Here is a 17017-nt window from a genome sequence, read left to right on the forward strand (position 1 = left end):
CCGGCGGCGACCGCGTCAGCGGCCGACCTCCGCGCACTTCGCGATGGCCTCGTTCGAGCCCCGGTCGAGGCAGTAGCGCAGGTCCATCTGGTGGCGCGCCGGGCGCGAGCGCTTGGTCCCGGCCGCCGCGGCCGAGGCCGGCTTCGCGTCCGCCGGGCCCGCCGTCGAGCTTGCGGCCCGCGCGTCGCCGGCGGGCTGGCCGGACTGGGCCTGCGCGCCCGCAATGCCCAGGGCCAGCAGTCCGGCAACGGACGCGATCGCGAGCTTGTTCATGTCGCACCTCTTGTCATGCCCTCCAGCATCTTGCGACGCGCGCCCGTCATGAACGCGGGCCCGACGAACGGCCCGCGCAGTCGGTCCGGCGGCCGGGTCGACGTCGGTCCCGCGGCGGCCACGCGGTCGGGGCTGCGCCCCGGCCGGACTCGGGCGGAGCGCTTGCCGGCCGGCGTGGAAAGTGAGAAAACCCCCTTCCGAGCCGGTCAACGCTCGCGCAGCGCGGAGAGAGACTGTGAACGACCCGATGCAGGACTACTACGCGGCCCGGGCCCCGGAATACGACCGGATCTACCTCAAGCCGGAGCGCCAGCGCGACCTGCGCGAGATCGAGGCCTGGCTGCCGACCGCTTTCGCCGGCAGGCGCGTGCTCGAGATCGCCTGCGGCACCGGCTACTGGACCCGGTTCCTCGCGCCTGCCGCCGCTCGGGTGGTCGCGATCGACGCGGCGCCGGAAACCCTGCGCATCGCCGCCGCAAGGGTGCCGAAGGAGAAGGTCGAGTTCCGGGTCGCGGACGCCTACGCGCTGCCGCGCTTCGACTCGGCGTTCGACGGCAGCTTCGCCGGCTTCTGGATCTCGCACGTGCCGAGGCGCAGGCTGCGCGACTTCCTGCTCGGCCTGCACGCCGCGCTCGCGCCGGGCGCGCTCGTCGTCGTGCTCGACAACCTCTACGTCGAGGGCAGCAGCACGCCGATCGGCGAACCCGACGAGGCGGGCGACATCTGGCAGCTGCGCACGCTCGCCGACGGCTCGACCCACCGCGTGCTGAAGAACTTCCCGACCGAGGCGGAGCTGCGGCAGCTCACCGCCGGCCTGTGCGAGGCCTTCGAGTACCGGGTGTGGCAGTACTACTGGGCGGCGTCCTGGCGCCTGCCCGCGCAGCCGCTCAGCGCATCACGAACGGATTGCCCGCCACCGCCCCGCTGTTGATCCACACGGTCTTGTTCTGCAGGTACTCGCGGATCGCCTCCTGGCCGTTCTCGCGGCCCATGCCGGAGTCCTTGTAGCCGCCGAAAGGCGCCATGTAGCTGACCGCGCGATAGGTGTTGACCCAGACCGTGCCGGCCTGCAGCTTCTCGGACATCCGGATCGCCCGGCCGATGTCGCTGGTCCACACGGCGGCCGCCAGGCCGAAGCGCACGTCGTTGGCGATCCGGACCGCCTCGGCCTCGTCGCTGAAGCGGATGATCGACAGCACCGGGCCGAACACTTCCTCCTGCGCGATCCGCATGTCGTTCTCCACGTCGCCGAAGATCGTCGGCTCCACGAACCAGCCCTTGCCGCACTCCGGCCGGCTGGCGGGCTCGCCCCCCAGCAGCAGCTTCGCGCCGTCGTCCTTCGCGACCTGGATGTAGTCGAGGATCTTGCGGTACTGCGGCGGCGTGGTCACCGGACCGACCTGGGTTTCCATGCTCATCGGGTCGCCCATCCGCGCGGTCTTCGCCAGCGCCACGAGCTTCTCGACCACCTGGTCGTAGATGCTGTCCTGGACCAGCAGGCGCGAGCCCGCGATGCAGGTCTGGCCGGTGGCCGCGAAGATGCCCGAGATCGCGCCGAACACCGCCTGCTCGAGGTCGGCGTCGGCGAAGATGATGTTCGGCGACTTGCCGCCCAGCTCCATCGACGCGTGCTTGAACTGGCGCGCGGCCTGCTCGTTGATGATGCGACCGGTGGCGTCCGAGCCGGTGAAGCTGACCTTGCGCACCAGCGGGTGCTCGACCAGCGGCGTGCCGACGTCCTTGCCGAAGCCGGTGACCACGTTGACGACGCCGGGCGGAAAGCCCGCCTCGTCGAACAGCTCGGCGAACTCCAGCGAGGACGCCGACGTGAACTCCGAGGGCTTGAGCACGACGGTGCAGCCGGCCGCCAGCGCCGGCGCGAGCTTCCAGGCCGCGAGCAGCAGCGGCGAGTTCCAGGGCGTGATCGCCGCGACCACGCCCACCGGCTCCTTGCGGGTGAACGCGAAGTAGCCCTTCTTGTCGAGCGGCAGCGCCGCGCCCTCGATCTTGTCGGCCAGGCCGCCGAAGTAGTAGTACCACTGCGGCACGTAGTTCAGCTGGCCCTGCATCTCGGCGATCAGCTTGCCGTTGTCTCGCACCTCGGTGGCCGCGAGCTTCTTCGCGTCGCGCGCGATCAGGTCGCCCAGGCGGTGCAGCAGCAGGCCCCGCTGGCTGGCGGTCATCTCGGCCCAGGGGCCTTCGGTGAGCGCCTGGTGGGCCGCCTGCACCGCGCGATCGACGTCGCGCGCGTCGCAGCGCGGGATCTCGGCCCAGGCCTCGCCGGTGAACGGGTTCTGTGTGGGGAACCACTCGCCGCCGATCGGGTCCACGGACTGGCCGGCGATGCGGAGCTGGTAGCGTTTCATCGTGTTTCCTCCTGGATCTCGTCGCGGGATCTCGTCGGGCCTCAGGCGGGCTTCCAGCCCTCGGGCACGCGCGGCTTGTCGATCTTCGCGATCTCGCAGATGACGTCGGCGATGCCCGAGAAATCGATCCTGCCGAACTCGGCCGCCCGCGCCTGGCTGAACGACTCGTGCACCGCCGCGGCCACCGGCATCGGAACGCGCGCCGCGTGCGCCGCGGCCACGACCAGCGACATGTCCTTGTGGGCCAGGTCGATCGTGAAGCCCGGGCTGGTGTCGCCGGCCAGCACCTTGTTCGGGAAGTTCATCCGCAGCTGGCCGTTGCTGGCCGAGGTGCCGTACAGCACCTGCAGCGTGCGGGTGATGTCGAGCCCGAAGCGCTGCGACAGCGCCAGCGCCTCGCCGTTGACCTGGCACAGCGTGACCGCGACGTAGTTGTTGACCAGCTTCGTGCGGCCGCCGGTGCCGACCGGGCCGCAGTGGTAGATCGCGGTGCCCATCGCCTCGAGCAGCGGCTTCACCGTGGCGAAGTCGGCCTCCGACGCGCCGACCATGAACAGCGACTCGCCGCGATCGGCGTGCTCGGCCAGCCGGCCGACAGGCGCGTCGACGACGGTCATGCCGTGCCGACCCGCCTCGGCGCTCAGCCGGTCGGTGGCCAGCGGGTCGATCGTGCTCATGTCCATCAGGATCGTGCCGGGCGCCGCGTTCGCGAAGATGCCGTCCGGCCCGAGCGCGACCGCCTCGACCTCGAGGTTTGTCGGCAGCATCGTGATCACGATCCGGCACTCGCGGGCGATGTCGGCGATGCTCGCGCCGGCCTTCGCGCCGAGCGCGACCAGCGCGTTTACCGCCTGCCGGTCGATGTCGTGGACGACCAGCTCGAAGCCCTTCTTGCGCAGGTTCGAGGCCATGGGCCGCCCCATGCGGCCCAGTCCGATGAAACCGATCTTGCTCGTCATGCCGATCTCTCGCGGTGGAGTCAGAGGGGTTCGAGGCCGAGTTCCTGCCGGAACCGGTTCTTGACGTAGACGCCGTCGCGCGAGGGCAGCGCGCGCGGCAGGTCGTCGGCCTTCACCACCACCTGCGCGAAGCAGGCGCCGCCGCGCGCCAGCGCCGCCTCGGCGATCCGCTCGACGCCGCTCATGTCGTCGACCCGGAACGCGTTGCCGATGCCGCAGGCCTTCGCGACCGCCGCCAGGTCGGTGCCCAGGCTGGTGTGGCTGCGCTGCATGCCGGTCTCGCCGAAGTGGCCGTTGTCGAGCACGACGACGGTCAGGTTCCCCGGCTGCTGCGCGCCGATCGTCGACAGGCTGCCGATGCCCATCAGCTGCTCGCCGTCGCCGGTGATCACCAGCACCTGCTGGTCGGGCCGGGCGATCGCCAGGCCCAGGCCCATGACCGCGGCGCCGCCCATCGCGCCCCACAGGTAGAAGTTGCGATTGCGGTCGCCGGCGGCGAACACGTCGTAGGTCGGCGAGCCCAGGCCGGTGATCACGAGCGCATCGGGCAGCCGGGCCAGCAGCGCCGCGACGAACTCGCGGCGGTCGATCGCGGCAGCGTCCGGTCGGTTCACGTTCGCTTCCATCAGTTGCGCACCCATTTCTTGCGGCCGATCAGGCTTTGCGACAGCAGCACCGCTACCTGCTCGCCGGCCTCGAAGACTGCGTCGAGCGCGGCGCTGACGACGTCCTCGACCTCGTCGGGGCGGCTGGCCCGGAGCACGCGAATGCCCATCAGTTCCATCGCCCCCTGCGTGGCCTTGCTCATCGGCGTCTGCCACGGGTTGAACTCGGCGTACTCGCCGCGCATCGTGACCAGCGTCAGGAACGGAAAGCGGCAGCTCTGCAGCAGCGACATCATGTTGATGCAGTTGCCGACGCCGCTGCTCTGCATCAGCAGCACCGCCCGCTGGCCGCCGAGCCAGGCGCCGCTGGTCAGCGCCACGCCCTCTTCCTCGGTGGTCAGCACGATGCCGCGCATGTCCGGATCGGCGTGCACCCGGCGGATCACGTGGGCGTGGCCGGCGTCGGGCACGTAGCAGACCTGCTTCACGCCCCCGCTCTTCAGTACGGTGAAAATCGACTCCTGCCAGGCCGGCGGAGTCGTGTCTCCTGTGCTCATTCGCGCTTTTCTGGTGGCCGGGAAATGGCTTCCATGGTATTTGATTTCATCGTCCATGAACTCCAGTGGCCGGCCGAAGCGGTCCGGATTCGGCCTGCTGCGGAACCGCCCACATGAAACGCCCTGGAAGCGCCGCCGGCCGCATCTACCTCGTCGGCAGCGGCATCGCGTCGCTCGCCAGCGCCGTCTACCTGATCCGCGATGCCGGCGTCCCCGGCGAGCGGATCGAGGTCCTCGAGCAGGACGACGTGGCTGGGGGCGCGCTCGACGGGCGCGGCAACCCGGAAGACGGCTTCGTGATCCGCGGCGGCCGCATGCACGAGCGCCACTTCGCCTGCTACTGGGACCTGCTCTCCGGAATTCCGTCGGCGACCGATCCGGGAAAGAGCGTCACCGAGGAGAGCTTCGCCTTCGCGGAGCGGCTCCCGTCGCGCTCGCGCTCGCGCCTGGTGCGCGACGCCCGGGTGGTCGACGTTTCCTCCTACGGCCTGCGCCTGAGGGACAAGCTGGACATCGTCCGGCTCACGCTGACTCCCGAGTCGCGACTGGGCAGCCGCCGCATCGAGGACTGGTTCGGCGGCGAGTTCTTCGACACCCGCTTCTGGCAGATCTGGGCGTCGATGTTCGCCTTCCAGAAGTGGAGCAGCGTGGCCGAGATGCGGCGCTACTTCCTGCGCTTCATGCACCTGTTCCCCGGCCTTCACGAGCTGGGCGGCATCATGCGGACCTGCTACAACCAGTACGACTCGGTCGTGGTGCCGCTGCGGAACTGGCTGGCGCAGCGCGGGGTGCGGTTCCGCTTCGGGACCCGCGTCGTCGACATCGACTTCGCCCCGCGGGGCCCGGGCAAGGCGGCGTCCGCGATCCACGTCGAGGCCGGGGGAAAGCGCGAGACCCTCGAGCTGGCCGACCGCGACTACGTGTTCGTGACGCTCGGCTCGCTGGTCGAGAGCACCGACACCGGCTCGATGACCAGGCCCGCGGTCGAGAAGCCGAAGGAGAGCTCGGGCGCGTGGATGCTGTGGGAGCGGATCGCGGCGAAGGACCCCGCCTTCGGCAAGCCGGGCGTGTTTTCCGACCGGATCGACCTGCAGAAGTGGGTCTCGTTCACGGTCACGATGCGCGCCCCGGGCTTCCTGCGGCACCTGTCCGCCGCCTACGGCTACGTGCCCGGCGCGAGCGGCCTGATGACGATCGTCGACTCCAGCTGGCTGCTGTCGATCGTGGTGGCGGCCCAGCCGCATTTCTCGAACCAGCCGGCCGGCGTCGACGTGTTCTGGGGCTACGGCCTGTACCAGGACCGGCCGGGCGACTTCGTGAAGAAGCGGATGCAGGACTGCAGCGGCGAGGAGATCCTCGCCGAACTCTTCGCGCACCTGAAGCTGAGCGACGCGATGCGGCCGGCGATCGAAGCCGGCAGCATCGCCTGCCGGCCGACCGTGATGCCCTTCATCGACAGCGCGTTCATGCCGAGGTCGCCCGGCGACCGGCCCGCCGTCGTGCCGGCGGGCGCGGCCAACTTCGCCTTCCTCGGGCAGTTCGTCGAGGTGCCGGACGACTGCGTGTTCACCGTCGAATACTCGGTGCGGACCGCGCAGACCGCGGTCTGCACCCTGTTCGACACCGGCAAGCGGCCCCTGCCGGTCTACGTGGGCGGGCGAAAGCTGCGGTCGCTGGCGAACGCGATCCTGGCGATGAACCGATAGCCCCGGGCATCCGGACTCCCGTCACTTCCGGGTGACGACGACCTCGAGATAAGCCCCCGGCACCACCATGGTGCCGTCCCCGGAGCGGTTGAAGCGCTCGATCAGCGCGCGCAGGTCCGCCTCCAGCGCCGCCTGCCCGGCCGGATCCAGCGCGGCGAAGGCCTTCAGCACCGGGCCGTACCAGGTCCGGAAGACCTGCACCCAGTGGTCGGGCGAGCGGTACCTGAAGACGTAGTCCCGCTGCGACGCGGCAACGGTGCTCGCCTGCGGCTCGAACATCTCGACCAGCCGCTCGCGAGTGCCCCAGAGTGCCGGCGACTTCGCGCCCGCCGGCGGCGGCACGTGCTTGCCGATCGTCTTGAACAACTGGCCGATGAAGCCGTCCGGCGTCCAGTTGGCAAGGCCGATCTTTCCGCCCGGCCTGCAGACGCGCGCCATCTCGGCCGCGGCCCGGTCCTGGTCCGGCGTGAACATCACGCCGAAGGTCGAGACCACCGCGTCGAAGCTGGCGTCGGGAAACGGCAGCGCCTCGGCATCGGCCTCCTGGAAGGCGATTTCCAGCCGGTCGGCCTGCGCCCGCTCGCGCGCGCGATCGAGCAGCGCGGGCACGTAGTCGGTGGCGACCACGTCGCACCATCGGCGGGCGGCGGCCAGCGACACGTTGCCGTTGCCGGCAGCGACGTCGAGCACCTTCTGCCCCGAACGCAGGTCGAGCGCCTCGCACAGCTGCTCGCCGACGATCTGCAGGGTCGTGCCGATCAGCGCATAATCGCCGGAAGACCAGGCGGCCTTCTGGCGGGCCTTGAGCGCGCCGAGATCGGCCTGCGCGGCGGGCCGGGGGTTCTGCTCTATGCTTGCAGCGGTCGTGTCCATGTGATCGCTCTCCTGTCCGTTCGTTTCGGAGACCGGCGGTCCGCGCTTGCGGAGGCCGCCTTCAGGTCCGGCGCTCGCTGCGCGCCGTGACCGTCGGTTTCGACCGTAAGCCCCTGGCGTGGAGGCGAACGTGGTAGCCGGCGTGGAAATGCCCGATGGCGCGCATCCCGGCGACGCCGATCGCGACGGCGGCGCGATCCGTGTGCGCCTGCTGGGGCCGATGGCGGTCTGGCGAGACGGCGTGGAGCAGGCGTTGCCGGCATCGCGCAAGGCGCGCGCGCTGTTCGCCTACCTGGCCCTCGCGCAGTTTCCTCTCTCCCGAAGCCGCTTGTGCGAGCTGTTGTGGGAAACGCCGAGCGACCCGCGCGGCGAGTTGCGCTGGAGCCTGAGCAAGATCCGCGGCCTGGTCGACCGGCCGCGCCGGCGCGTGATCGCGCGCGACGACACGATCCGGCTCGACCTGGCCGCTTGCTCGGTCGACGCGCTCGCGGTCTCGCGCGCGGTCGAGGGCGGCCTCGAGACGATCCCGCGCGGCGAGCTGCAGGCGCTTGCGACCCGCCTCGAGGGCGACTTCCTCGAAGGCCTCGAGCTCGACGGCAGCCCGCTTTTCGCGAGCTGGCTGACCGCCCAGCGCCGGCGCTTCGCATCCTGCCGGACCGCCCTGCTCGAGCGTCTCGCGGCCAGCGCTTCGGGCGACCAGGTCTTCGAATGGGTCGAGCAGTGGCTGGCGCTCGCACCCTTCGATCGCCAGGCCCATGCCTTGCTGCTCGCCGAACTCGCCCGCGAGGGCCGGATCCGCGAGGCCGAAGAGCACTTGGCGGCCGCGGCCCGACTGTTCGAAGCCGAAGGACTGGACCCCGCGCCGCTTCGCGACGCATGGCGAGCGGCGCGCGCGGGCGCCGGATCCTCGGCGACCGTCGCGGCGACGAGCGCGCCTCGGGGCGTCCCGGGCATCGACGGCGATGCCCGCGGCCCGATCGAAGCGCGCCGCGCGTCGATCGCGGTGATGCCCTTCGCCGACGAGTCCGGCACGCGCGGCGGGCGCGGCGCCACCGTTGCCGACGCGCTGGCCCACGACGTCATCACCCGGCTCGCCAAGCTGCGCAGCCTGTTCGTGATCGCGCAGGGCACCGTGTTCTCGCTGCGCGACAGGATGGTCGGCCCGGACGATGCGGGACGGATGCTGGGCGTCGACTACGTCGTCGCCGGCTCGGTGCGCCGTCGCGGCGAGCGCCTGTCGGTGAGCGTGGAGCTCGCCGAGGCGCGCAGCGCCCGGATCGCGTGGGCCGAGATCTTCGACCGCCGCCTCGACGACTCCCTGCTCGTGCTGGAGGAGATCGGCGACCGGATCGTCGCCTCGGTGGCCGGCGAGATCGAGTCGATGGAACGCAACCGGGCCATCCTGAAGCCGCCCGACTCGCTCGATGCCTGGGAGGCCCACCATCGCGGCCTGTGGCACATGTACCGCTTCAACCAGGCCGACAACGCCAGCGCGCGCGGCTTCTTCGAGCGCGCGGTGCGAATGGACCCGACCTTCTCGAGGGCCTGGGCGGGGCTGTCGTTCACCCACTTCCAGGACGCGTTCCAGGGGTGGGCCAGCCGCTTGCCGGAGGCGGACCATGCCTTCGAGACCGCCGGACAGGCACTGATGGTCGACGACCGGGACCCTGCGGCGCACTGGGCGATGGGGCGCGCGCTGTGGCTGCGCGGCAGGCACGACGAGGGGGTGGCCGAACTGGGGCGAGCGGTCGAGCTCAGCCCCAACTTCGCCCAGGCCCACTACACGCTCGCCTTCGTCCACTCGCAGGACGGCGACCCGCAGGCGGCGATCGCATCGGCCGACCACTCCCGCAAGCTGAGCCCCTTCGACCCGCTGATGTTCGGGATGCTCGGGGCGCGCGCGATGGCGCTGGTCCGCCTCGGTCGCTTCGAGGAAGCGGCGGTCTGGGCGGTCAAGGCGGCAGGACAGCCCAACGCGCATCGGCACATCCTCGCGATCGCCGCCTTCACGCTCGCGTTGGCCGGATCGCTCGACGAGGCGAGAGCCTACGCAACCGCGATCAGCAAGGCGGCGCCGGCCTACGGATCGGCCGACTTCCTGGCCGCCTTCCAGTTCGATCCGGAAGGCGTGGAGCTGTTCCGGACCGGCGCGCGGCTGCTCGGCATGGAATGAACCGTCGGGAACGGCGACCTCCGCCTGCAGGGTCGCCACCGCCCGGAGAAGCCTCGCTGGGTTAGGCTTCGCAGGATCGAACCAGGGAGACACAGGATGCAGTCGATCAACCGCCAGGTGCTTCTCAAGTCGAGGCCCTCAGGCATCCCTCAGGCCGAGGACTTCGAGATCGTCGAGGCGCCGGTGCCGCAGCCTGCCGACGGCCAGGTGCTGGTGCGAAACCTGTACCTGTCGGTAGAGCCGGCGATGCGCGGCTGGGTCAGCGCGGTCGCCAACTATTCGCAACCGGTCGGCATCGGCGAGGTGATGCGAAGCTTCGCCGCGGGTCGGGTCGTCGCGTCGAAGGCGCCCGGCTTCCACGAGGGCGATCTCGTCGTCGGCATGTTCGGCTGGCAGGACTACGCGGTGGTGGATCCGGACGCGATCCAGCGACGCGTCGACGAACGCGACCTGCCGCTGTCGACCGCGCTCGGCGTGCTGGGCCTCAATGGCCTGACCGCCTACTTCGGCCTGCTCGACGTGGGCCAGCCGAAGGCCGGCGAGACGGTCGTCGTGTCCACCGCAGCCGGCTCGGTCGGCTCCGCGGTCGGACAGATCGCGAGGATCCACGGCTGCCGCGCGGTCGGCATCGCCGGCGGCGCGGCCAAGGTCGCGATGTGCCTCGAGGACTTCGGCTTCGATGCGGCCTTCGACTACAAGGCCGGCGACCTCGACTCGGCACTGGACCGCACCTGCCCGAACGGCGTCGACGTCTACTTCGACAACACCTCGGGCGAGATCAGCGACGCGGTGATGAAGCGGCTGAACGTGGGCGCGCGGGTGGTGATCTGCGGCACCGCGTCGGTGGCCAGCTGGGACCCGCTCCCCAAGGGTCCGCGGGTCGAGCGCCACCTGCTGGTCAAGCGCGCGCGGATGCAGGGCTTCGTGATCTTCGACTACGCGAAGCACTACGACGAGGCGCTGCCGGTGCTGGCCGACTGGGTGCGATCCGGGAAGCTCCGCTACCGCGAGGACGTCCTCGACGGCATCGAGCACGCGCCCGGGGCGATCGCGGGGCTGTATCGGGGCGAGAACCTCGGCAAGCGGCTGATCCGGATCGGCGAAGCGCCGCGCTGAGAGCCACCTCTTCACTTCACGCTCTGCCGCCCGCGTGGCTCGCGGGCAGATGCCGGATCCCGGCGTTCGACCGCGCAACGCACCCTTCCCGTCGCCCGACTTGACAGCCTTTTTGGAATTCACATACCATTAGGTATGCCAAGACAATCGTCAGAAAGCCAGACACGGCTCGTTCAAGCCTTGCGCCGTCTTGCCGGCACACGCGCGGTGGCAAGCCTCACGTTCTCGGAGGTGGCGCGCGAAGCGGGCGTCAGCCCGCAGACCGCGATGCGGCACCTGAAGTCCAAGGCGCACATGGCCGAACTCGCGGGTCAGGCGGCGGCCATGCCCCTGGACACCCGCTCGCGCCTGTTGGCGGCCGCAGCAGCAGTGATGGCCGAGAGAGGCTACGCCGGCGCGACCCTTGACGACATCGCAGCCGCAGCGGGACTGACCAAGGGCGCGATCTACTGGTCGTACTCCAGCAAGGCGGAACTGTTCCTGGATCTGGTCGATCAGCGGGCCGGCGCCGACTGGACCGTCATCCGCGCGTTGGTCGAAAAGAGCGTCCGGGAGGACGATCCGGCGGCCGCGTTGCGCAGGCTGCTGGCGCTCGTGCTGCAGCGGGTCCTTTCCGAACGCGACTGGCCGCGGCTGTATCTGGAGTTCCTGGCGCAGACCCGCGATCCGCAGGTCCTTCAGCGGCTGAATCGCTACCGGGTCGAGGGTCTCCGCGCGATCGCCGACATCGTTCGACGGTTGCAGGCTGCCGGGTCGGTCGCTTCGGACCGGGATCCGGACCGTGTGGCCGTCCTGCTGGCCGCGTTCTTCGATGGACTCGTGATTGGAAGCCTTGTCCAGGAACCGTCCGGGACGCGATTCGGGGAGCTCGTCGAGGACTTGGCCGCATTGATCGACGGGTGATCCCGTCATTCGATTTTTTTGCACTAAACATACTTATAAGGATTTTTTCTCCTAATGATGCAGACAATCAAGTTCGCCCTCGCGGCATTCGTCATCGCACTCGGGGCCGGCGCCGCGTATCAGCACCTCGGGCAGGCCGCCGACCGCGCTGCCGCGCCACCGCCGGGGCGGCTCGTCGCCGTCGGCGACGGTCGCATGCACCTGCTCTGCGAAGGACACGGCGCGCCGACGGTGGTCCTCGAGGCAGGCGCCACGGGCTTCGCGCAGACATGGGCCTGGGTCCAGCGCGAGCTGGCCGCTCACGGCCGGGTGTGCGCTTACGACCGGTCGGGTCTCGGCTGGAGTGACGACCTGGGCACGGACCACGACGGCGTGACGGCGGCACTGAACCTGAGGACCTTGCTGGCCCGGGCGGGAGAACGCGGACCCTTCGTGATGGCCGGGCATTCGCTCGGCGGCCCTCTGGTGCAGATCTTCGCTTCCCGATACCCGGAGGATGTCGCAGCGATCGCCCTCGTCGATCCGTCGCATCCCGACCAGCTCGATCGATTCCCGCCGGACGCTCGCCGTCAGCAAGAGCGGTTCGCGGACCTGTTGGGGGCCGCGGCGCTGGCGTCGCATGTCGGACTGACGCGTGCGACCAACGCTCTCGGACGGAACGCACTCGGTCTTCCCGAAGCCGACTACCGAGCGGCCAGGATGTTCGCGTCCTCCGCGACGCATCTGGCGACTTCCCGGAAGGAGATGCTGGCCTGGCACGTCACGATGGAGGCTGCGCAGCGCGCTGCGGATGGCGATGCAAAGCCGCTGCTCGTGATCAGCGCCGGCCGTGCGATGGCCGGAATGCCCGACGGCTTCCTTCCGGTCGTGCACGCGCTGCATCGGGAGCTGACGGCGACGCACGGTGCCGGGCGGCATGTCGTCATCGACGGGGCGGACCATTTCAGCCTGCTGATGAATCGATCTCATGCGCAGCGTGTGGGCCGGGAAATCGCCGGGCTCCGCGTTCGCGCCACGGTCCCCGGCCCGAGCGAGCCTGCGATGGCCAGGCCGCAGGCGGCCCTCGCGCCGAGCGACGGCTGAATCGAGGACTGGGCCTGCTCGCGGAGACGCCCCCGATCGACCGGGACACGAGATAGACTGCGCGGGACGCAACCTCCAGGTGCCTTGCGCCAGGATCCATGCCCCACATCCGCAGCGAAGACGTCCTGCGCTTCTGGTTCGAGGAACTCACCCCGAAGCAGTGGTGGAGCAAGGACGAAGCGCTCGACGCGCTGATCGCCGCGCGCTACTCGGGCCTGCTGGCCAGCGCCTCGCGCTGCGAGCTGTACGAATGGCGGGCAACGCCGCGAGGCCGGCTCGCGGAAGTGATCGTGCTCGACCAGTTCCCGCGGCAGATCCATCGCGACACGCCGCTCGCCTTCGCCTGCGACCCGCTGGCGCTGGCGCTCGCGCAGGAGGCGGTCGCTCGCGGCGACGACGGCGCGCTCACGCCGGTCGAGCGGGTCTTCCTGTACCTGCCCTACATGCACAGCGAGTCAGCCGCGATCCAGAAAGTGTCGGTCGAGCTCTACCGCAACAACGGGCTCGCCGACAACCTCGACTTCGCGCTGCGCCACCAGGCGATCGTCGATCGCTTCGGCCGCTATCCGCACCGCAACGAGATCCTCGGGCGCGAGTCCACGCTCGAGGAGATCGCTTTCCTGAAGGAGCCCGGCTCGCGCTTCTAGCGCGGCCGCGCCGCTCGCCTAGCCGCCCACCCGCCCCGACCCATGCCGATCGAACCCTGGCTCGCCTTCGTCGCCGCATCGGCGGTGATGCTGGTCATCCCTGGCCCGACGATCCTCACCGTGATCAGCTATTCGATCGCGCACGGCCGCCGCGCGCGGTGGCCGCTGGTGGCCGCCGTGGCGCTCGGCGACTCCACCGCGCTGGCGCTGTCGCTGCTGGGGCTGGGCGCCTTGCTGGCCGCATCGGCGTTCTGGTTCACCGTGGTCAAGTGGGTGGGCGGCCTGTACCTGCTCTGGCTGGGGATCAGGCTGCTGCGCACCGGCGCGAGCGGCGCCGAACTGGACAGGCCCGCCGCGCTCGGCTCGCGCTGGCGCCTGTTCGGCAACACCTGGCTGGTCACCGCGCTGAACCCGAAGGGCATCGTGTTCTTCGTCGCCTTCCTTCCGCAGTTCATCGACCCCGCCGGCGACCTGGCGCGGCAGCTGTGGATCCTCGCCGCCACGTTCGTGGTGCTGGCCACGCTGAACGCCACGCTGTACGCGGCGTTCGCCGGAACGGCGGCGGGGCTGCTGAGCTCCCGGCGCGCGCAGCGCGGCTTCAACCTGGCGGGCGGCTCGCTGCTGTCGGTGGCGGGCGTGTGGGCGCTGCTGGCCCGGCGCGCGGCCTGATCGCAAGGCGAGGTCCCGAGTGAGCGCAACGAGAGGTCCCGCATGATCGCAAGCGGAGTCGCAACATGATCGAAGCCGCGTGGCTGCTGTTCGTCGCCACCTCGCTGCTGGTGATCGCCACGCCGGGGCAGGACATGATCCTGGTGATGTCGCGTTCGGTGGCGCTCGGGCCGGCGGCCGGCGTGCTCACCGCGGCCGGCGTCAGCACCGGGCTGGTCGGCCACACGATCCTGGCCGCGCTGGGCCTGGGCGCGATCCTGCGCGCCTCCGAGCTGCTCTTCGTCGCGCTGAAGCTGGCCGGCGCCGCCTACCTGGTCTGGCTGGGCATCGGCCTGCTGCGCACCCGGGGTGCCGAGCTCGCGCTGCGCGGATCCGCAGCGCGTCCGCCCGGCAGGCTGTTCGCCGACGGCGCGCTGTCGAACCTCTCGAACCCGAAGATCGCGGTCTTCTACTTCGCCTTCCTGCCGCAGTTCGTGCCGCCTGGCGCCGCGCACCCCACGCTGTCGATGCTCGCGCTGGGACTCGTCTTCGCCGGCCTCACCTTCCTGGTGAAGGGGCAGGTCGGTCTGTTCGCGGGACTGCTGTCGGGCTGGCTGCGCGCGCGGCCGCGGACGCTGGTCTGGCTGCACCGCGCGAGCGGCGCCGTGCTGGTGGCGCTGGGGCTCAGGCTGGCGCTGGAGCCGCGACCGTGAGCGGCGCGAACCTGCGAGCCGAACGCACGCCTTCGGGGCGACGCCGAATCGCGGGCCTCGTCGGCTGGCTTCTGGTCACCTTCGCCGCCGCCGCGATCGGCGGCATCGCATCGGCGAGCGCCGGCGATTTCTACGCGCGGCTGGTCCGGCCGGACTGGGCGCCACCCGGCTGGCTCTTCGGGCCGGTCTGGACCGCTCTGTACCTGACGATGGGCATCGCCGCCTGGCTGGTCTGGCGCGAGCGCGGCTTTCGCGGCGCGCCCGCCGCGCTTGCGCTCTACATGATCCAGCTGGCGGCCAACGCGCTGTGGACCTGGCTGTTCTTCGCCTGGCGGCTGGGCGGAGCGGCCTTCGCGGAGGTGCTGCTGCTCTGGGCGCTGATCCTGGCCACCGCAGTCGCGTTCTGGCGCGTGCGGCCGCTCGCCGGGGCGCTGCTGCTGCCCTACCTCGGCTGGGTGAGCTTCGCGTGCGCGCTGACCTGGGCGACCTGGCGGCTCAATCCCGGGCTGCGCGGCTGAGTCAGCCGTGCACCGCCCGAGAATCCTCCGGCGCCTCTTCCCGCTCGCTCTTGCCGTAGTCCCTCAGCACCGCCGCCACCCGCAGCCGGTAGTCCGCGAACATCCGCTCGCGGCCTGCGTGCTGGGCCTGCCGGTGCTCCTCCAGCATGCGCCAGCGGCGCACCGCCTCCTCGTCGCGCCAGAACGAGAGCGACAGCAGCTTGCCCGGGTCGGTCAGGCTCTGGAAACGCTCGATCGACACGAAGCCGTCCGTCTGCTCCAGGCGGCTTCGCAAGGAAGCGGCCATCGCGAGATAGGCGTCCTTCTGCCCTTCGGCGGGGACGACTTCGAAGATCACTGCGATCATGGCGGCTGTCCTCCGTGTTCGCCTGCCCGCGGCAGGTACCATCGCGCCGTCAGCCTAGCGCGATACGAGCGGCCATGAAAATCATCCGCAGCAGGACCTTCACCGCCGACCGCCCCTGGGGCGCGCTGGACATCGCCTGCATGAACGGCATCACCACGCGCCTGCACTGGACCGACCAGCCCTACCGCTGGCACGTCAACGACGGCGAGGAGGTGTTCGCGGTACTCGATGGCAGGGTCGAGATGCGCTACCGGGAGAACGGCGAGGAGCGCTCGACCGTGCTGGAAACCGGCGACGTCTTCCACGCCACGGTGGGCACCGAGCACGTCGCGCATCCGATCGGCGTGGCGCGGATCCTGGTGGTGGAGCAGGCAGGGAGCGTCTGAGCGCTTCCGGCGAGCCGCCGTCGCCGCCGCCGGCAGGCCGCTCGGGCCCGACGGCCGGCGCGCCAGCCGGCATCTCCTCGTGCGAGCATCGGCGCATCCCGTCGCAAGAAGAAGCGGAGGTGCCGTCATGTCTCTGGAAGACATCTGGTACGAGTCCTCGCCCTACGTCTACCTGATCGCCGGCATCCTGGTGCTGGCCTCGGCCGAGAGCGGCCTCGCGATCGCGAGCGCCCTGCTGCTGCTGGTCGCGTCCGGCACGATCCTGCGGCTGCGATGGGTGCACCGGCGCGGCAGGGCCGCGGCCCGGACGAAGGCCGGGCGGGCCCGCGCCGCGCGGCCCGGCAGCGCGAGGTGATGCGGGCGTCCCGACGACGCCGGCCTCGAGGCCTGCGTCAGGCCTTCTTGTACACGTTCAGCTGCAGCCGCTCGCGCTCGATCGCGGCAGCGATCGGCGCCGCCTCGGCCACCCGCTGCACGTGCGACCACAGCTTCGGCAGCGACTCGGGATCGATGCCGGCGTAGCCGCCCCAGCGAAGCAACGTCAGCGCGTAGGCGTCCAGGAAGGACACCCGGTCGCCGAGCAGGAAGGGCGTGCCGGCCTGCTCGACCATGTGCTCGATCCGGCCGAGGTGGCGGCGGTACTGCTCGATCGCGTGCGCCTTCACCGAGGCCTGCGCCGCCTCGTCGCCGGTGAACTTGTTCGGCATGAACACGTGGGTGAAGGTCGGGTGCACCGTGTTGTTCATCCAGCACAGCCGCGACATCGCCTGCGCTCGCGCCCACGGGTCGGCCGGCAGCAGGCCGGCCTGCGGGAAACTGCGGTCGATCCAGTCGCAGATCGCCACGATCTGCGACAGCGGGTGGCCGTCGACCTTCAGCACCGGCACCAGTCCCTCGGGGTTCATCGCCAGGTACTCGGGCGTCTTGTGCTCGCCCTTGTGCAGCTTGATCAGGTGCGGCGTGAAGTCCTGGCCGCAGGCCGCCTTGACCAGCTCCAGGCCGGCGTGCGGCACGAAGGAGCAGGCGCCGGGCGCGAAGTAAAGCTCGATCTGCATCGGGTTCTCCTCGAAGAAGCGGTTCGTCGCGTGGATGGCTCGTTCGGCGGAATTCTCGCAGATCGCCGGATCCCTCACGGCTAGCGGACG

The 17017-nt window shown here is 70.5% G+C and carries 20 protein-coding genes; 12 read left to right on the forward strand and 8 right to left on the reverse strand.

All coding sequences use genetic code 11. The features are described 5' to 3' along the window. Positions 1-15: 15 nt before the first annotated feature. Complete coding sequence (locus M6I34_RS04990) at positions 16-273, reverse strand: hypothetical protein (RefSeq protein WP_272484598.1); 258 nt, start codon at positions 271-273, stop codon at positions 16-18. A gap of 235 nt (positions 274-508) precedes the next feature. Between M6I34_RS04990 and M6I34_RS04995 the strand changes: the two genes are divergently transcribed. After that, positions 509-1204, forward strand: a complete 696-nt coding sequence (locus M6I34_RS04995) for a class I SAM-dependent methyltransferase (protein WP_272484599.1) — start codon at positions 509-511, stop codon at positions 1202-1204. Here M6I34_RS04995 and M6I34_RS05000 read toward each other — a convergent pair. From M6I34_RS05000 to M6I34_RS05015, 4 genes are read right to left on the reverse strand one after another with little or no spacing between them, the layout of a single operon-like run. Further along, complete coding sequence (locus M6I34_RS05000) at positions 1161-2639, reverse strand: aldehyde dehydrogenase (RefSeq protein WP_272484600.1); 1479 nt, start codon at positions 2637-2639, stop codon at positions 1161-1163. The two genes, M6I34_RS04995 and M6I34_RS05000, sit on opposite strands and share 44 nt — an antisense overlap. 41 nt (positions 2640-2680) lie before the next feature. After that, positions 2681-3598, reverse strand: a complete 918-nt coding sequence (locus tag M6I34_RS05005; protein ID WP_272484601.1) for an NAD(P)-dependent oxidoreductase — start codon at positions 3596-3598, stop codon at positions 2681-2683. A gap of 20 nt (positions 3599-3618) precedes the next feature. Beyond that, positions 3619-4212, reverse strand: a complete 594-nt coding sequence (locus tag M6I34_RS05010) for a thiamine pyrophosphate-dependent enzyme (protein WP_336254419.1) — start codon at positions 4210-4212, stop codon at positions 3619-3621. Between the two features lie 11 nt (positions 4213-4223). After that, complete coding sequence (locus M6I34_RS05015; protein ID WP_272484603.1) at positions 4224-4760, reverse strand: thiamine pyrophosphate-binding protein; 537 nt, start codon at positions 4758-4760, stop codon at positions 4224-4226. A 113-nt stretch (positions 4761-4873) separates the two neighbouring features. On the opposite strand from M6I34_RS05015, the gene M6I34_RS05020 reads away from it, so the two are divergent. Then, positions 4874-6466, forward strand: coding sequence for an oleate hydratase (locus tag M6I34_RS05020; protein WP_272484604.1), 1593 nt, complete (start codon positions 4874-4876; stop codon positions 6464-6466). A 21-nt stretch (positions 6467-6487) separates the two neighbouring features. Here M6I34_RS05020 and M6I34_RS05025 read toward each other — a convergent pair whose 3' ends face one another. Continuing rightward, the gene (locus M6I34_RS05025) at positions 6488-7339 is read right to left on the reverse strand and encodes a class I SAM-dependent methyltransferase (protein ID WP_272484605.1); all 852 of its coding nucleotides are present in this window, start codon (positions 7337-7339) and stop codon (positions 6488-6490) included. 130 nt (positions 7340-7469) lie between these two features. Between M6I34_RS05025 and M6I34_RS05030 the strand changes: the two genes are divergently transcribed. From M6I34_RS05030 to M6I34_RS05065, 8 genes are all read left to right on the forward strand, one after another. Beyond that, positions 7470-9512 (forward strand): transcriptional regulator, encoded by a 2043-nt coding sequence (locus M6I34_RS05030; protein ID WP_272484606.1) that lies wholly within the window; start codon positions 7470-7472, stop codon positions 9510-9512. Between the two features lie 96 nt (positions 9513-9608). After that, the gene (locus tag M6I34_RS05035; protein ID WP_272484607.1) at positions 9609-10628 is read left to right on the forward strand and encodes an NADP-dependent oxidoreductase; all 1020 of its coding nucleotides are present in this window, start codon (positions 9609-9611) and stop codon (positions 10626-10628) included. 135 nt (positions 10629-10763) lie between these two features. Then, positions 10764-11531: a TetR/AcrR family transcriptional regulator gene (locus M6I34_RS05040; RefSeq protein WP_272484608.1), complete on the forward strand. Its 768-nt coding sequence runs from the start codon at positions 10764-10766 to the stop codon at positions 11529-11531. Between the two features lie 54 nt (positions 11532-11585). Further along, complete coding sequence (locus M6I34_RS05045) at positions 11586-12614, forward strand: alpha/beta hydrolase (RefSeq protein ID WP_272484609.1); 1029 nt, start codon at positions 11586-11588, stop codon at positions 12612-12614. A 98-nt stretch (positions 12615-12712) separates the two neighbouring features. Beyond that, positions 12713-13261, forward strand: coding sequence for a DUF924 family protein (locus M6I34_RS05050; RefSeq protein ID WP_272484610.1), 549 nt, complete (start codon positions 12713-12715; stop codon positions 13259-13261). Positions 13262-13303: 42 nt separating this feature from the next. Further along, positions 13304-13930 (forward strand): LysE family translocator, encoded by a 627-nt coding sequence (locus M6I34_RS05055; RefSeq protein ID WP_272484611.1) that lies wholly within the window; start codon positions 13304-13306, stop codon positions 13928-13930. 65 nt (positions 13931-13995) lie between these two features. Beyond that, on the forward strand, positions 13996-14622 hold the full coding sequence (locus tag M6I34_RS05060; RefSeq protein WP_272484612.1) for a LysE family translocator: 627 nt from the start codon (positions 13996-13998) through the stop codon (positions 14620-14622). Next, the gene (locus tag M6I34_RS05065) at positions 14619-15140 is read left to right on the forward strand and encodes a TspO/MBR family protein (RefSeq protein ID WP_272484613.1); all 522 of its coding nucleotides are present in this window, start codon (positions 14619-14621) and stop codon (positions 15138-15140) included. The genes M6I34_RS05060 and M6I34_RS05065 overlap by 4 nt, the downstream gene beginning before the upstream one ends. Before the next feature lies 1 nt (position 15141). On the opposite strand, the gene M6I34_RS05070 is transcribed toward M6I34_RS05065, so the two are convergent. Next, positions 15142-15486 carry an antibiotic biosynthesis monooxygenase family protein gene (locus M6I34_RS05070; protein ID WP_272484614.1) on the reverse strand — a complete coding sequence of 115 codons (345 nt, stop codon included), beginning with the start codon at positions 15484-15486 and terminating at the stop codon, positions 15142-15144. A gap of 74 nt (positions 15487-15560) precedes the next feature. Here M6I34_RS05070 and M6I34_RS05075 point away from each other — a divergent pair, with 74 nt between their 5' ends. Together M6I34_RS05075 and M6I34_RS05080 are read left to right on the forward strand one after the other, a co-directional pair. Continuing rightward, positions 15561-15872 (forward strand): cupin domain-containing protein, encoded by a 312-nt coding sequence (locus tag M6I34_RS05075; protein WP_272484615.1) that lies wholly within the window; start codon positions 15561-15563, stop codon positions 15870-15872. A gap of 127 nt (positions 15873-15999) precedes the next feature. After that, a complete protein-coding gene (locus tag M6I34_RS05080) occupies positions 16000-16227 on the forward strand; it encodes a hypothetical protein (protein ID WP_272484616.1) in 228 nt (75 codons plus the stop codon). Between the two features lie 37 nt (positions 16228-16264). Here M6I34_RS05080 and M6I34_RS05085 read toward each other — a convergent pair whose 3' ends face one another. Further along, positions 16265-16927 (reverse strand): glutathione S-transferase family protein, encoded by a 663-nt coding sequence (locus M6I34_RS05085; RefSeq protein ID WP_272484617.1) that lies wholly within the window; start codon positions 16925-16927, stop codon positions 16265-16267. Positions 16928-17017: the final 90 nt, after the last annotated feature.

Source organism: Zeimonas sediminis (assembly GCF_023721795.1).
In the GTDB taxonomy this organism is placed as follows: domain Bacteria; phylum Pseudomonadota; class Gammaproteobacteria; order Burkholderiales; family Burkholderiaceae_E; genus Zeimonas; species Zeimonas sediminis.

Excerpts from the sequence above, each read along its gene's own strand:
- M6I34_RS05080 (WP_272484616.1), top strand. The coding sequence starts at position 16,000 with ATGTCTCTGGAAGACATCTGGTACGAGTCCTCGCCCTACGTCTACCTG.
- M6I34_RS05035 (WP_272484607.1), top strand. The coding sequence starts at position 9,609 with ATGCAGTCGATCAACCGCCAGGTGCTTCTCAAGTCGAGGCCCTCAGGC.
- M6I34_RS05025 (WP_272484605.1), bottom strand. The coding sequence starts at position 7,339 with ATGGACACGACCGCTGCAAGCATAGAGCAGAACCCCCGGCCCGCCGCG.
- M6I34_RS05000 (WP_272484600.1), bottom strand. The coding sequence starts at position 2,639 with ATGAAACGCTACCAGCTCCGCATCGCCGGCCAGTCCGTGGACCCGATC.
- M6I34_RS05040 (WP_272484608.1), top strand. The coding sequence starts at position 10,764 with ATGCCAAGACAATCGTCAGAAAGCCAGACACGGCTCGTTCAAGCCTTG.
- M6I34_RS05050 (WP_272484610.1), top strand. The coding sequence starts at position 12,713 with ATGCCCCACATCCGCAGCGAAGACGTCCTGCGCTTCTGGTTCGAGGAA.
- M6I34_RS05070 (WP_272484614.1), bottom strand. The coding sequence starts at position 15,486 with ATGATCGCAGTGATCTTCGAAGTCGTCCCCGCCGAAGGGCAGAAGGAC.
- M6I34_RS05085 (WP_272484617.1), bottom strand. The coding sequence starts at position 16,927 with ATGCAGATCGAGCTTTACTTCGCGCCCGGCGCCTGCTCCTTCGTGCCG.
- M6I34_RS05060 (WP_272484612.1), top strand. The coding sequence starts at position 13,996 with ATGATCGAAGCCGCGTGGCTGCTGTTCGTCGCCACCTCGCTGCTGGTG.
- M6I34_RS05015 (WP_272484603.1), bottom strand. The coding sequence starts at position 4,760 with ATGAGCACAGGAGACACGACTCCGCCGGCCTGGCAGGAGTCGATTTTC.
- M6I34_RS05005 (WP_272484601.1), bottom strand. The coding sequence starts at position 3,598 with ATGACGAGCAAGATCGGTTTCATCGGACTGGGCCGCATGGGGCGGCCC.
- M6I34_RS05055 (WP_272484611.1), top strand. The coding sequence starts at position 13,304 with ATGCCGATCGAACCCTGGCTCGCCTTCGTCGCCGCATCGGCGGTGATG.
- M6I34_RS05045 (WP_272484609.1), top strand. The coding sequence starts at position 11,586 with ATGATGCAGACAATCAAGTTCGCCCTCGCGGCATTCGTCATCGCACTC.
- M6I34_RS05075 (WP_272484615.1), top strand. The coding sequence starts at position 15,561 with ATGAAAATCATCCGCAGCAGGACCTTCACCGCCGACCGCCCCTGGGGC.
- M6I34_RS04990 (WP_272484598.1), bottom strand. The coding sequence starts at position 273 with ATGAACAAGCTCGCGATCGCGTCCGTTGCCGGACTGCTGGCCCTGGGC.
- M6I34_RS05020 (WP_272484604.1), top strand. The coding sequence starts at position 4,874 with ATGAAACGCCCTGGAAGCGCCGCCGGCCGCATCTACCTCGTCGGCAGC.